The sequence below is a fragment of the Pseudomonas sp. ABC1 genome (genome assembly GCF_013395055.1).
GTDB lineage: Bacteria > Pseudomonadota > Gammaproteobacteria > Pseudomonadales > Pseudomonadaceae > Stutzerimonas.
Map to the genome: position 1 here is coordinate 2,805,698 of NZ_CP058349.1, position 13,112 is coordinate 2,818,809.

The 13,112-nt window shown below is 65.2% G+C and carries 12 protein-coding genes; 6 read left to right on the top strand and 6 right to left on the bottom strand.

The window, feature by feature from the left end; translation table 11 throughout:
• Positions 1 to 40 precede the first annotated feature (40 nt).
• The 3 genes from HW090_RS12320 (at position 41) to HW090_RS12330 (ending at position 3,610) form a co-directional block, all read left to right on the top strand.
• Positions 41 to 1,315: a sigma-54 dependent transcriptional regulator gene (locus HW090_RS12320; RefSeq protein ID WP_256930806.1), complete on the top strand. Its 1,275-nt coding sequence runs from the start codon at positions 41 to 43 to the stop codon at positions 1,313 to 1,315.
• A 167-nt stretch (positions 1,316 to 1,482) separates the two neighbouring features.
• Positions 1,483 to 2,667 (top strand): serine hydrolase, encoded by a 1,185-nt coding sequence (locus HW090_RS12325; RefSeq protein ID WP_179113799.1) that lies wholly within the window; start codon positions 1,483 to 1,485, stop codon positions 2,665 to 2,667.
• Positions 2,668 to 2,710: 43 nt separating this feature from the next.
• On the top strand, positions 2,711 to 3,610 hold the full coding sequence (locus HW090_RS12330) for a transporter (protein ID WP_179113800.1): 900 nt from the start codon (positions 2,711 to 2,713) through the stop codon (positions 3,608 to 3,610).
• Between the two features lie 46 nt (positions 3,611 to 3,656).
• On the opposite strand, the gene HW090_RS12335 is transcribed toward HW090_RS12330, so the two are convergent.
• Together HW090_RS12335 and HW090_RS12340 are read right to left on the bottom strand one after the other, a co-directional pair.
• Entirely contained in the window at positions 3,657 to 4,685 is a 1,029-nt protein-coding gene (locus HW090_RS12335; RefSeq protein ID WP_179113801.1) for an AraC family transcriptional regulator, read from the bottom strand.
• A 90-nt stretch (positions 4,686 to 4,775) separates the two neighbouring features.
• Entirely contained in the window at positions 4,776 to 5,687 is a 912-nt protein-coding gene (locus tag HW090_RS12340; RefSeq protein ID WP_179113802.1) for a LysR substrate-binding domain-containing protein, read from the bottom strand.
• A 178-nt stretch (positions 5,688 to 5,865) separates the two neighbouring features.
• Here HW090_RS12340 and aspA point away from each other — a divergent pair, with 178 nt between their 5' ends.
• Complete coding sequence (aspA, locus tag HW090_RS12345) at positions 5,866 to 7,290, top strand: aspartate ammonia-lyase (RefSeq protein ID WP_179113803.1); 1,425 nt, start codon at positions 5,866 to 5,868, stop codon at positions 7,288 to 7,290.
• A gap of 129 nt (positions 7,291 to 7,419) precedes the next feature.
• Here aspA and HW090_RS12350 read toward each other — a convergent pair whose 3' ends face one another.
• A complete protein-coding gene (locus tag HW090_RS12350; RefSeq protein WP_179113804.1) occupies positions 7,420 to 7,908 on the bottom strand; it encodes an Lrp/AsnC ligand binding domain-containing protein in 489 nt (162 codons plus the stop codon).
• 146 nt (positions 7,909 to 8,054) lie between these two features.
• Here HW090_RS12350 and dadA point away from each other — a divergent pair, with 146 nt between their 5' ends.
• Positions 8,055 to 9,356 carry a D-amino acid dehydrogenase gene (dadA, locus tag HW090_RS12355; RefSeq protein WP_179113805.1) on the top strand — a complete coding sequence of 434 codons (1,302 nt, stop codon included), beginning with the start codon at positions 8,055 to 8,057 and terminating at the stop codon, positions 9,354 to 9,356.
• Positions 9,328 to 9,684: a RidA family protein gene (locus HW090_RS12360; protein WP_179113806.1), complete on the top strand. Its 357-nt coding sequence runs from the start codon at positions 9,328 to 9,330 to the stop codon at positions 9,682 to 9,684. The genes dadA and HW090_RS12360 overlap by 29 nt, the downstream gene beginning before the upstream one ends.
• A 7-nt stretch (positions 9,685 to 9,691) precedes the next feature.
• Here HW090_RS12360 and HW090_RS12365 read toward each other — a convergent pair whose 3' ends face one another.
• From HW090_RS12365 to HW090_RS12375, 3 genes are all read right to left on the bottom strand, one after another.
• Positions 9,692 to 10,018, bottom strand: coding sequence for a hypothetical protein (locus HW090_RS12365; RefSeq protein WP_179113807.1), 327 nt, complete (start codon positions 10,016 to 10,018; stop codon positions 9,692 to 9,694).
• Positions 10,019 to 10,146: 128 nt separating this feature from the next.
• Positions 10,147 to 12,528, bottom strand: coding sequence for a DNA polymerase II (locus HW090_RS12370; RefSeq protein WP_179113808.1), 2,382 nt, complete (start codon positions 12,526 to 12,528; stop codon positions 10,147 to 10,149).
• Between the two features lie 56 nt (positions 12,529 to 12,584).
• Complete coding sequence (locus HW090_RS12375; RefSeq protein WP_179113809.1) at positions 12,585 to 13,088, bottom strand: methylated-DNA--[protein]-cysteine S-methyltransferase; 504 nt, start codon at positions 13,086 to 13,088, stop codon at positions 12,585 to 12,587.
• Positions 13,089 to 13,112 lie beyond the last annotated feature (24 nt).

Here is a 13,112-nt window from a genome sequence, read left to right on the forward strand (position 1 = left end):
GACCCTGAGCGTCCTGATCGTCGAGGATGATGCCCATGTCCTGCTCGGCTGCCAGCAGGCGCTGGCGCTGGAGGATATTCCCAGCGTCGGTGTCGGTAGCGCGGAGGAAGCCTTGCAGCGTATCGGCGAGGACTTCGCCGGGATCGTCATCAGCGACATCCGCTTGCCGGGCATGGACGGCCTGGCCCTGCTGGCCCGCCTCAAGCAGCGCGATCCGGGCCTGCCGGTGGTGCTGATCACCGGCCATGGTGATATTTCCATGGCGGTCGCGGCGATGCGCGATGGCGCCTATGACTTCATGGAGAAGCCGTTTTCCCCCGAGCGACTGGTAGACGTCGCGCGCCGTGCCCTGGAGCAACGCTGTCTGGCCCGCGAAGTGTCGTCGCTGCGCCGGCAACTGGCCGGGCGCCAGGCCCTGGAGCAGCGGCTGATCGGACGTTCGCCGGCGATGCAGCAGCTGCGGGCGCTGATCGAGAACGTCGCCGACACCGACGCCAACGTGCTGATCGAAGGGGAGACTGGCACCGGCAAGGAGCTGGTCGCGCGCTGCCTGCACGACTTCAGTCGGCGCAATGACCGGCAGTTCGTCGCACTCAACTGCGGCGGCCTGCCGGAGAGCCTGTTCGAGAGCGAGGTGTTCGGCCACGAGGCGCATGCCTTCACCGGCGCGGGCAAGCGGCGGATCGGCAAGATCGAGCATGCCCATGGCGGCAGCCTGTTCCTCGACGAGATCGAGAGCATGCCCGTCGCCTTGCAGATCAAGCTGCTGCGCGTCCTGCAGGAGCACAGCCTGGAGCGGCTGGGGTCGAACCAGTCCATCGCGGTGGATTGCCGGGTGATCGCCGCGACCAAGTCCGACCTCGACGAGTTGGGCAAGACCGGGCAGTTCCGCAGCGACCTCTATTACCGGCTCAACGTGGTCACCCTGGAGCTGCCGCCGCTGCGCGAGCGCCGCGAAGACATCACGCTGCTGTTCGAGCATTTCCTGCAACTGTCGGCGTTGCGCTTCGACCGTAGCCCGAGGGAGCTGGATCGCCATACCCTCGCCACGCTCATGGCCCATGACTGGCCCGGCAACGTGCGCGAGCTGCGTAACGTCGCCGAGCGTTTCGCCCTGGGGCTGCCGGTGTTCAAGAAGAGCGACCAGACCCCCGATGGCAATGGCCCGAGCTTCGCCGAGGCGGTGGAAGCCTTCGAGCGCAACCTGCTCGGCGACACCCTGGAGCGCCATGGCGGCAACCTCAGCCAGGCGGCGCAGACGCTGGGCATGGCCAAGACGACGCTGTTCGACAAGGTGAAGAAGCTCGGCCTGTAGCCGTAGATAGCCGCCCGATTCCGATAGCCTTTGCCGGCGCCAGACAGCGCGGCCAGCGGACGTTCTCCTAACCTCGCCTTGTCGGGCAATCGCCTGGCGACTACCACCAGCATCGACCGACAGGGTTGTCGTGCTGCGGTCGGTGCGACACCAGGAGAACAACAATAATGAAACAACCCCTCGCTTCTTCCCTCGATGCGATCCTCCAGCAATCCGTCGATGGCGCCAGTGGCGTACCCGGCGTCGTCGCAGCCGTGACCGATCGAGAAGGCTTGCTTTATTCGGGTGCCGCCGGGCAACGTGCGTCGGACCAGGCGCAGGCCATGACCGATGACAGTGTCTTCGCCATCTTCTCCACGACCAAGGCCATCACCGCCACGGCGGTCCTGCAACTGGTGGAGGAGGGCCGGCTCGACCTCGATGAACCCGCGCGCCGCTACGTTCCCGAGATCGGCGAACTGAAGGTGCTGGACGGCTTCGATTCCGAGGGTAATCCACGCCTGCGCGCCCCACGGCGCGACATCACCACGCGCATGCTGCTACTGCATACCGCCGGCTTCGGCTATGACTTCTTCAACGAGGACTACCGGCGCCTGGCGACCGAACACGGGCAGCCGAGCATCATAGGTTCCACGCTGGATTCGCTGCGCACACCACTGCTGTTCGAACCCGGCGAGCGCTGGGAGTACGGCACCAACATCGACTGGGCCGGGCTGGTGGTCGAGGCCGTGACCGGCCAGCGCCTGGGCGATGTCATGCGTGCGCGTATCTTCGAGCCCCTCGGCATGCACGACAGTGCCTTCGTGATGACGCCGTCGATGGCCGAGCGGCGCGCCTGCATGCACCAGCGTGAGGCCGATGGCAGCCTGACCGCGCTGCACGACTTCGTCCTGCCACAGGCGCCGGAGGTGCACATGGGCGGGCACGGGCTGTATTCCACTGCCGGCGATTACTGTCGCTTTATCCGTATGTGGCTCAACGAAGGACAGGGCGAGCATGGCCGCGTGCTGCGTCCGGAAACCGTGCGCATGGCCGAGTGCAATGGCCTGGGCGAGCTGAAGATCAAGGCGCTGCCTGGCGCCATCCCGACGCTCTCCAATCCGGTCGAGTTCTTCCCAGGGATGCCCAAGTCCTGGGCGCTGAGCTTCATGGTCAACGAAGAGGATGCGCCGACCGGACGTCCTGCCGGTTCCCTGGCCTGGTCCGGGCTGGCCAATCTCTATTACTGGATCGATCGCCGCAATGGCATCGGTGGCTACTGGGCCACGCAGATCCTGCCGTTCATCGACCCGGCCTCGGTCGACGGCTACCTGGCATTCGAGACCGAGGTTTACCGCAGCCTGCGTGGCTGAACGGCGCTTCATACCACCACGACAATGAAAAGAAAGGTGACCCATGAACTCTCAACGTTTCGTATCGCCCCGCCGTAGTGCGGCGGTTGCTGCGCTGACCCTGCTGCCTGCCCTGTGGCAAACGGCACAGGCACTGGATGTCGACGCAGGCGAGTACACGGCGGCGCTGCCGGCCGGCTCCAGCATGCTGTTGCTCTATTTACAGCACGCCGAGCGGCGCAGCGTCTATGCCGATGGCCACAAGCAGCCCCTGCGTGCGGGGCTGGATTCGGAGATCGGCATTCTGCGCGGTGCGCACTACTTCGAAGTGGGCGGCTACACCCTGAACACGCAGTTCCTGCTGCCGTTCGGGCGTATGGAGGGCCAGCGTGACCACAAGGCACTGGGCGAGGCGAGTGGCATCGGTGACCTGATCCTGGCGTCCAGCCTGTGGCTGGTCAACGATCCGGAGCGCAACCGCTACTGGGGTATCACGCCGTACCTCTATCTGCCCACGGGGCGCTATGACCGCGACGATGCGCTCAACCTGGGCGAGAACCGCTGGAAGCTGAACCTGCAGAGCGGCTATGTCACGGGCCTGAGCGAGCGTCTGTCACTCGACCTGACAGGGGATGTCACCCTGTTCGGCAAGAACGATGATTTCACTGGCCAGGGGCTGACACTGCGGCAGAAGCCGCTCTGGCAGGCCCAGAGCTACCTGCGCTACCAGGTGACGCCAGCGCTGTCGCTGCATGTCGGAGCGTCGCGCCTGTGGGGCGGCGAGAGCCGAGTCGAGGGGCGCGGGCAGGATGACCGTCCCGATACCAGCAAGTACCTGGTCGGTGCGTCCTACTGGTTGAGTCCGGCGGTCCAGGTACTGGCCAACTATGGCCAGGACATTGCCGTCGAGAACGGTTTCAAGGAGAACCAGCGCTTCAACCTGCGCCTGCTGTGGGCCTTCTGATATCTGTCGCGTGCAGGGGGCGGCGGGTGACCGCCGCGCCCTTTCTCTATCCGATCCGTCTGCGCAGCGTCTCCGACGGCAGTTCGTTGAAGCGTTGGCGGTACAGGCGGGCGAATTCGCCAAGGCTCAGGTAGCCCCACTGGAACGCCACCGATGACACGCTGACACCGCTGCCGGGTTCTGCCGCCAGCAATTGCCTGTGCACGCCTTGCAGGCGCTGTTCGCGCAGGAAGTCCCCTGGCGACTGGCCTCGGAAGCGGCGGAAGGCACTGGTCAGGGTGCGTACGCTGACGCCGACATGTTCGGCGATTTCCGTCAGGGTCGGCAACATCGCGGCGTTGTCCCGCATGAAGGCTTCCGCCGCACGCACATGGCGCGGGGCGAGGGCGTGGCGCGGGTCCTGCAGGTCGATACCGTCCTGGGCGGCGCGGGCCGCCCATTCCTGCAGCAGATGGATGCACAGGTTCTGTTCCAGGTGTGCGCCGATACGTCCCGTGGCCACGGCGCCAGGGGCTTCGGCAATGCTGCGCGCGGTGTATTCGAGCAGGCTCAGCCAGCTCGATCCCAGTCCGCCCATGCGGCATTTGTACTGCCAGAAGCGGTCATCCGGAACGAAGCCGAACCATTGCAGGGCCATGCGCTCCAGCAGCTCATGGGGAACGGTCAGGTTCAGTTGCAGGTGGTCGGGGTCGAAATCGACCCGGTAGTCGACGCGGCTGCAATCGACCATGAAGGACTCTCCGCTGCGCGTCTCTTCACGTTGAGTGCCGCGCCCCCAATGCCTGGCATGGCCGCCGATGGTCGTCAGCAGGATGGCGTTGCCGGCGTCCATCGACCAGTCGCGGATGGTCACGGGCACGCCATAGGCGAAGCGCGTCAGGGTGATGGCGCCGATATTGGATGAGTGCATGGTCGAGCGTGGGTGTATATGCCGCCCGATGGGGCTCACCTGGTAGGGCATGTAGACCTTGTCCGACCAGTCGCGGATTTCGTCCCACTCGGTGGAAAAGGTCCGGTGATGCTGGGTGATCGGACGACCGTGGCTGTCGACCAGCAAGGCATGTTCGAGGGACATGCGGTACCTCGCGGATTCATTGTTTTTGTTATGGCGGCGTAACGTTAGTGCAGGATCGCGGCGGATGGAAGAGTGCGTTGGTCTGGGGCGTCAGATGGCCTCGCGCCCAACGCCACCCTCCAGCTTGCGCCACAGCAGGCGGACCGCCGCCTTGCGGATCAGGGCGCAGCGGTGCAGGCGGATTTCCAGTGGGATCTGCCAACGCTCGCCGCCGCAGACCAGCAGTTCGCCGCGTTGCAGTTCCGCCTGCACCGACAGGCGCGGGACCCAGGCCACGCCGAGTCCTTGCAGGGCCATGCCCTTGAGGCTGTCGGCCATCGCCGTCTCGTAGACCGTGCTGGCGCGCAGGCTGCGCTGGCGCAGCAGCAGGTTGACCGAGCGCCCGAGGAAGGCACCGGCGCTGTAGGCCAGCAGCGGCACCACCTGGCCGCTTTCGAGGTCGAACAGCGGCTGGCCGTTCTCGCCCGCCACGCACACCGGCAGCATGTCGGTGTTGCCCAGGTGCAGCGAGGGGAATATCTCCGGGTCCATCTGCAAGGCGGCGTCCGGGTCGTAGTAGGCAATGATCAGGTCGCAACTGCCGTCGCGCAGGGCGTGCACCGCGTCGCCGACGTTGGTCGCCTGCAGGCGCGTATTCAACGGCAGGCCCTCACGCCGCAACTGGGCGATCCACTGCGGGAAGAAGCCGGGGGCCAGCGAGTGCGCCACCGCGATTTGCAGCACTTCGCCCTGCTGGCCTTCGAGGTTGTGCAGGTGACGCACCACGTCGCTGAGCTGGTCCACCAGGCTGCGCGCCGTGACCAGGAACAGTTGCCCGGACTCGGTCAGCTCGATGGGCGTGCGCGAGCGGTTGACCAGCGTCAGGCCGAGGGTGTTCTCCAGGCTGCGGATGCGCCGGCTGAAGGCGGGCTGGGTGACGAAGCGGCGCGCGGCCGCCTGGGAGAAGCTGCGTGTCGAGGCCAGGGCGACGAAGTCTTCCAGCCATTTCGTTTCGAGGTTCATGGTGTCTCCTGCGACCGGTCGCGGCGCAAGCATACGTCCGCCGGGAAGGATACGTCACGTCCACATCATGCCGATCCGGCATGGGGCAGCGCTTTACAGCATTGGCCTGTCTCTGTCGGAAAGCCTTAGTCTATGGGCTATCGCGGCGTGTGCCGTGCTTCCATGGAATATTTCCATCATGTCCTGTGCTGCATTGTTTCGAGTCGAAAAAGACCTTCTTGGCACCCTCGAAGTCCCGGCCGATGCCTATTACGGCATCCAGACTCTGCGGGCCGTGAACAACTTCCGCCTGTCCGGCGTGCCGCTGTCGCACTACCCGAAGCTGGTGGTGGCGCTGGCCATGGTCAAGCAGGCGGCGGCGGATGCCAACCGTGAGCTGGGGCACCTGGGCGCGGCCAAGCACGCGGCGATCAGCGAAGCCTGCTCGCGCATCATCCGTGGCGACTTCCACGACCAGTTCGTGGTGGATATGATCCAGGGCGGCGCTGGCACCTCGACCAACATGAACGCCAACGAGGTGATCGCCAATATCGCCCTGGAAGCCATGGGCCACGCCAAGGGCGAGTACAAGCACTTGCACCCGAACAACGACGTGAACATGGCGCAGTCGACCAACGATGCCTATCCGACCGCCATCCGCCTTGGCCTGCTGCTGGGGCATGACACCCTGCTGGCCAGCCTCGACAGCCTGATCCAGTCCTTCGCCGGCAAGGGCGTGGAGTTCGCCCATGTGCTGAAGATGGGCCGCACCCAGTTGCAGGACGCGGTGCCGATGACCCTCGGCCAGGAGTTCCATGCCTTCGCCACCACCCTGGGCGAAGACCTGGCGCGCCTGCGCACGCTGGTGCCGGAACTGCTGACCGAAGTGAACCTGGGTGGCACCGCCATTGGTACCGGGATCAACGCCGATCCCGGCTACCAGCGCTTGGCGGTCGAGCGTCTGGCGGCGATCAGTGGGCAGGCGCTGGTGCCCGCCGCCGACCTGATCGAGGCGACCTCGGACATGGGCGCCTTCGTGCTGTTCTCCGGCATGCTCAAGCGCCTGGCGGTCAAGCTGTCGAAGATCTGCAACGACCTGCGCCTGCTCTCCAGCGGCCCGCGTACCGGTATCAACGAGATCAACCTGCCGGCGCGCCAGCCGGGCAGCTCGATCATGCCGGGCAAGGTCAATCCGGTGATCCCGGAAGCCGTCAACCAGGTGGCCTTCGAGATCATCGGCAACGACCTGTCGCTGACCATCGCCGCCGAGGGCGGGCAGTTGCAGCTCAACGTGATGGAGCCGCTGATCGCCTACAAGGTGCTCGACTCGATCAACCTGCTGCAGCGGGCCATGGACATGCTGCGCGAGCACTGCATCAACGGCATCACCGCCAACGAGGCGCACTGCCGGGCGCTGGTGGAGAACTCCATCGGTCTGATCACCGCGCTCAACCCCTATATCGGCTACGAGAACTCCACCCGTATCGCCAAGGAAGCCCTGGTCAGTGGTCGTGGCGTGCTGGAACTGGTACGTGAGGAAGGGCTGTTGGACGAGGCCTCGCTCGCCGATATCCTGCGCCCGGAGAACATGATCGCGCCGCGGGTGACGCCGCACGAAGCCTAGCGTCGCGACACGAACCCGCTGCTGGTGGGCGTAGGGTGTGCCGTGCGCACCAGGGATGGCCGTGCGGTACGTTCAGGTGCGCGTGGCGCACCCTACAAGAGAGGTTTGGTGTCTTCTGCCGGACGGGCTTCAGTCCGGCACCGGCAGTTCCAGCGACTCCTTGATCTCTTCCATGACGATATAGCTCTTGGATTCGCGCACATGGGGCAGCTTGAGCAGGATGTCGCCGAGCAGCTTGCGGTAGGAGGCCATTTCGGAAATCCGCGCCTTGACCAGGTAGTCGAAGTCGCCTGACACCAGGTGGCATTCCAGTACATGGGGCAGCTTGAGCACGGCGCGGCGGAATTCCTCGAAGATGTCGCCGGACTTATAGGCCAGGTTGATCTCCACGAACACCAGCAGGCCGGCCTTCAAGTGCTGCGGGTTGAGGCGCGCCGAGTAGCCCATGATGATCCCTTCGCGTTCCAGGCGACGTACGCGTTCGGTGCAGGGCGTGGTGGAGAGGCCGACGCGCTCGCCCAGTTCGGTGAACGGCATGCGCCCTTCCACTTGCAACAGCCGCAGGATCTGCCGGTCGATCTTGTCCAGTTCACGCTGGGTCTGGCGGCGGGTTCGCATGGTTATATTTGCTCCTGATAAAACGTTACTGGCGTGAATTAAGCGCAAATATAGCTTTTTAAACAGGTAAATACACTGCTTGATCCTGCCTATACTCATCGCAATCGTGCCGTTAGAGAATGTCCCGACAGGGTGAGGAGTTTGCGATGCGTGTTCTGGTGCTTGGCAGTGGTGTGATCGGAACCACCAGCGCCTATTACCTGGCCCGTGCCGGCTTCGAGGTGGTGGTGGTCGACCGCCAGCCAGCCGTGGCGATGGAGACCAGTTTCGCCAATGCCGGGCAGGTATCGCCGGGTTATGCCTCGCCCTGGGCCGCGCCGGGCGTACCGCTCAAGGCGATCAAGTGGCTGTTGCAGCGCCATGCTCCGCTGGCGATCCGCTTGACCGGCGATGTCCAGCAATACCTGTGGATGGCGCAGATGCTGCGCAACTGCACGGCGGCCCGCTATGCGGTGAACAAGGAGCGCATGGTGCGCTTGTCCGAGTACAGTCGCGACTGCCTGGACGAGCTGCGCAGCGAGACCGGCATCGCCTACGAAGGGCGCCAGTTGGGCACCATGCAGTTGTTCCGCAGCCAGGCGCAACTGGACGGTGCCGCCAAGGATATCGCCGTGCTGGAACGCTCCGGCGTGCCCTACGAGTTGCTCGACCGTGAAGGTATCGCCCGCACCGATCCGGCGCTGGCGCGGGTCGCACACAAGCTCAGTGGCGCCCTGCGCCTGCCCAACGATGAAACCGGCGATTGCCAACTGTTCACCACCCGCCTGGCTGAAATGGCCATCGGGCTGGGCGTGGAGTTCCGTCATGGGCAGCACATCGAGCGGCTGGAGCATGCGGGCGACCGCATCGATGGCGTGTGGATCGATGGCAAGCTGGAGCGTGCCGACCACTACGTGCTGGCGCTGGGCAGCTACAGCCCGCAGATGCTGCGTCCGCTGGGCATTCATGCGCCGATCTACCCGCTCAAGGGCTATTCGTTGACGGTGCCGATCAGCAACCCTGGCATGGCACCGACTTCGACCATCCTCGACGAGACCTACAAGGTCGCCATCACCCGTTTCGACCAGCGCATCCGCGTCGGTGGCATGGCGGAGATCGCCGGCCTCGACCTGAGCCTCGATCCGCGTCGGCGCGCCACCCTGGAAATGGTGGTCGGCGATCTCTATCCTCATGGCGGCGACGCGGCGCAAGGCACCTTCTGGACCGGCCTGCGCCCGGCCACGCCGGATGGCACGCCGATCATCGGCGCCACGCCTTATCGCAATCTGTTCCTCAATACCGGCCACGGCACCCTGGGCTGGACCATGTCCTGCGGCTCCGGGCGCCTGCTGGCCGATCTGCTGGCGCGCAAGAAGCCGCAGATCAGTACCGAGGGGCTCGACATTCAACGCTACGGATCACAACAGGAAGCACGCAAGCATGCCCATACAACGCCTGCACACCAATGAGCGCATGAGCCAGATCGTCATCCACCAGGGTACGGTCTACCTGGCCGGACAGGTCGGTGACGACATGAGTGCCGGTATCGCGCAGCAGACGCGGGAAACCCTGGCGCATATCGAGCGGTTGCTGGGCGAGGCGGGCACCGATGTGCGGCACATCCTGTCGGTGACCATCTACCTCAAGGACATCGAGGCCGACTTCGAGGGTATGAATGCGGTCTGGGACCAGTGGCTGCCCGCAGGCGTGGCGCCGGCACGGGCCACGGTACAGGCCAAGCTGTGCGAGCCGGAAATCCTCGTCGAACTGTCCGTGGTCGCCGCCCTGCCGAGCTGACCCACTATCACTGGAAGCGCTGGTGGCCGAGCCAGCGTCGTTCGCGGCAGGCATTGTCGAAATGCCGGTGGGGCGGTTGTATCGGCGCCGCATCGGCATGCTGCAGCACCTCATAGGTGATCCAGCATTCGCCGCAAGCGTTATCGTCGGGCCATTCGTCCTGCTCGACGGTACGGCGGATCACGGCACCATCGGCGAAGTGGTAGGTGATTGCCGCGCTCAGCGTCAGGCAATCGTCGTCCTGCCAGCTCGAACGAACTTCATGGCTCTCGGTGATGCTGCACGGGCTGGCCTGCCCGTGGATGGCGCAGGCGTACAGGAAGAGCGTATCCATGAGGACTCCGCTGTCGGTTCGAGCCTCGGATTCTAGGTAATGCCTGGCGCTCGCTGTATCGGCTGGAAGTCGCAGTCACCCCGACCCTTCGGGTTCCGCCGTAGGGTGCGCCGTGCATGCCGACACGCTCAGAACAGGCTCAGTTGCCTGTTCACCAACTGGCCGAAGTCGTCGTCGACGAAGGGCAGGATGGCATCGGCGATCGGTTGCAACTGCTTGCACAGGTAGTGTTCGTAGTCGATGTTCGCGCTGCGTTTTTCCATGGGTTCGGGGCCGGCGAGGGTGATCACGTAGCTGATCCAGCCGCCGTTCTGGTACTGGCGCGGACGGCCCTGGTTCAGGTTGTATTCGTCGGCGAGGCGCGCGGCCCGCACGTGCGGCGGTACGTTGCGCTGGTAGTCGTCCAGCTTCCTGCGCAGGCGCTTGCGATAGACCAGCAGCTCGTCCTGCTCCCCGGCCAGGGTACGTTGCACGAAGGTCTTCACATAGTCGCGGTACGGCTGGCCGGTGAAGATGCGCAGGTACAACCCTTGCTGGAACTGTTGCGCCAGCGGCGACCAGTCGGTGCGCACGGTTTCCAGGCCCTTGTAGACCACCTCCTGGCTGCCATCCGCCTTGCGCACCAGGCCGGCGTAGCGTTTCTTGCTGCCTTCGTCGGCGCCGCGGATGGTTGGCATCAGGAAGCGCCGGAAGTGGGTCTCGTATTGCAGTTCGAGGGCGCTGTCGAGGCCATGGGCCTGCCGCAGGTGTTCGCGCCACCACTCATTGACCCGCGCCACCAGGGCCTTGCCGATGCCTTCGGCGCTCGCGTCATCGTGGGCGTGGCCGAGCCAGACGAAGGTCGAGTCGGTATCGCCGTAGATCACCTGGTGGCCCTGGGCCTCGATCAGCTCGCGGGTGCGGCGCATGATCTCGTGCCCGCGCAGGGTGATGGAGGACGCCAGGCGGGTGTCGAAGAAGCGGCAGCCGCTGGAACCAAGTACGCCATAGAAGGCGTTCATGATGATCTTCAGGGCCTGGGACAGCGGTTTGTCGTGCTCGCGCTTGGCCTGCTCGCGCCCTTGCCAGACGCGCTCGACGATGGCCGGCAGGCAGTGGGTGGTGCGGGAGAAGCGGGCGCCACGGAAGCCGGCGACCGAGTGCTGGTCGTCCGGCTGGCGCAGCCCTTCCAGCAGGCCGATGGGGTCGATCAGGAAGGTGCGGATGATCGACGGGTAGAGGCTCTTGTAGTCCAGCACCAGCACCGAGTCGTACAGCCCCGGACGCGAGTCCATGACGAAGCCGCCGGGACTGGCTTCGGGCGCCTTCTCGCCCTGGTTGGGGGCGACGAAGCCCTGGCGGTGCATCAGCGGCATGTAGAGGTGGGTGAAGGCCGCCACCGAGCCGCCGCTGCGGTCCACCGGCAGGCCGGTGACGCTGGCGCGTTCGAGCAGGAAGCGCAGCAGCTCGGTCTTGGCGAAGATGCGCGTGACCAGTTCGCAGTCCTTCAGGTTGTAGCGGGCCAGCGCCAGTTTGTCCTCATGGAACATGCGGCGGATTTCGTCGATGCGCTGGTAGGGCGTCTCGATGGCCTTGCCTTCGCCCAGCAGTTCCTGGGCGACGTTCTCCAGGCTGAACGAGGAAAAGCTCCAGGTCGCCGAGCGCAGCGCCTCGATGCCGTCGATCACCAGGCGTCCGGGGATTTCCGCGAAGAAGTGGTTGCCCTTGGCATGCTCGCGCCAGCCCATGGGCTCGCCGCCCCGCCCTAGTTGCAGAGGCATTTGCAGGCGCCGGGCGTGCTGCTGCAACACGCGCAGGTCGAATTGCACCAGGTTCCAGCCGATGATGGCGTCCGGGTCATGGCGCTCGAACCACTGCCCGAGCCTTTCCAGCAGCTCGCGTTCGTCGCTGCAGCAGTCCAACTGGAAATCGAGGTCTGCAGGGGGCTGTACCTGGCCGATCATATAGACCTGGCGCTGCCCGCAGCCCTCCAGGGCGATGCAGTAGAGATCGCCGTCGATGCTGGTCTCGATATCCAGGGACACCAGGCGCAACTGCGGGCGATAGCCGCTGGCGGGTTTGAGCGGTGCGTCGAGCAGCAGGGCGGGGCTTTCCGGTTGGTCTTCGAAGGCGACCTGAGCAGTGATGAAGCGCTCCATCAGGTAGCGCTCGGGCGGGCGGATATCGGCTTCGTAGACGTCCACGCCGGCGCTGCGCAGGCGTTTTTCCAGGTTCAGCAACTGGCGATGCTGGCGGCAGTAGAGGCCGAGCACGGGGCGTTGGTGGAAGTCCCGCAGTTGCAGCGGTTTCAGCTCGACGCCCGCTTCCTGCGCCAGACAGCGCTCGGCGAGTGCCTGCTGTTCGGCGGGAATGAAGGCGACCGACACCTGATCGCCCAGGCGTACGCAACGGGCGCCCTGGTCTGTGGCCAGCCAGAAGTCGATTTCCGTGCCCGTCGGCGTGTCGCGCCAGTGGCGAGTCAGGATAAATCCCTGCTGGGGCTGGCGTCTTGGGTTCGATGGGGGCGTCATGGGGCTATTCTGCCTGAGCGCGTGGGCGATCAGGGCAATGCCGTGGGTTCGCGGCCTTATGACCAGAGCCATTGCCCGGCGTGTTGCGCCTCCAGCAGTAACAGTCCGTGCTTCTTGTCGAGGCCGCCGCTGTAGCCGGACAGGCTGCCGTCCGCCGCGATGACACGATGGCAGGGCACGACGATGGAAATCGGGTTCAGGGCATTGGCCATGCCGATGGCGCGGGCCGAGGTGCCCATTGCCCTGGCCAGGGCGCCATAGGTGGTCGTCGTGCCGTAGGGGATGTGCGCGAGCCTGGCCCAGGCCGCCCGCAGGAATGCGCTACCGACGGGTGCCAGAGGCAAGTCGAAGGCCTGGCGAGCGCCGTCGAAGTATTCATGCAGTTGTTGCCGGGCGGTGGCCGACAGGCCCCGGTCCTCCACTGCCTGCTGGTAGGCAGCCTGGTGTGAGGGCAGGGGTGGTATGCCGAAGTCGAGCCTGACCAGGGCGCCATGGCGGTCGAGCAGCAGATGCACACGGCCCAGATGGCAATCGAGGCAGTCCTTGAACAATGGCGACATCCGGGTTCTCCGTGCAGGTGGTGC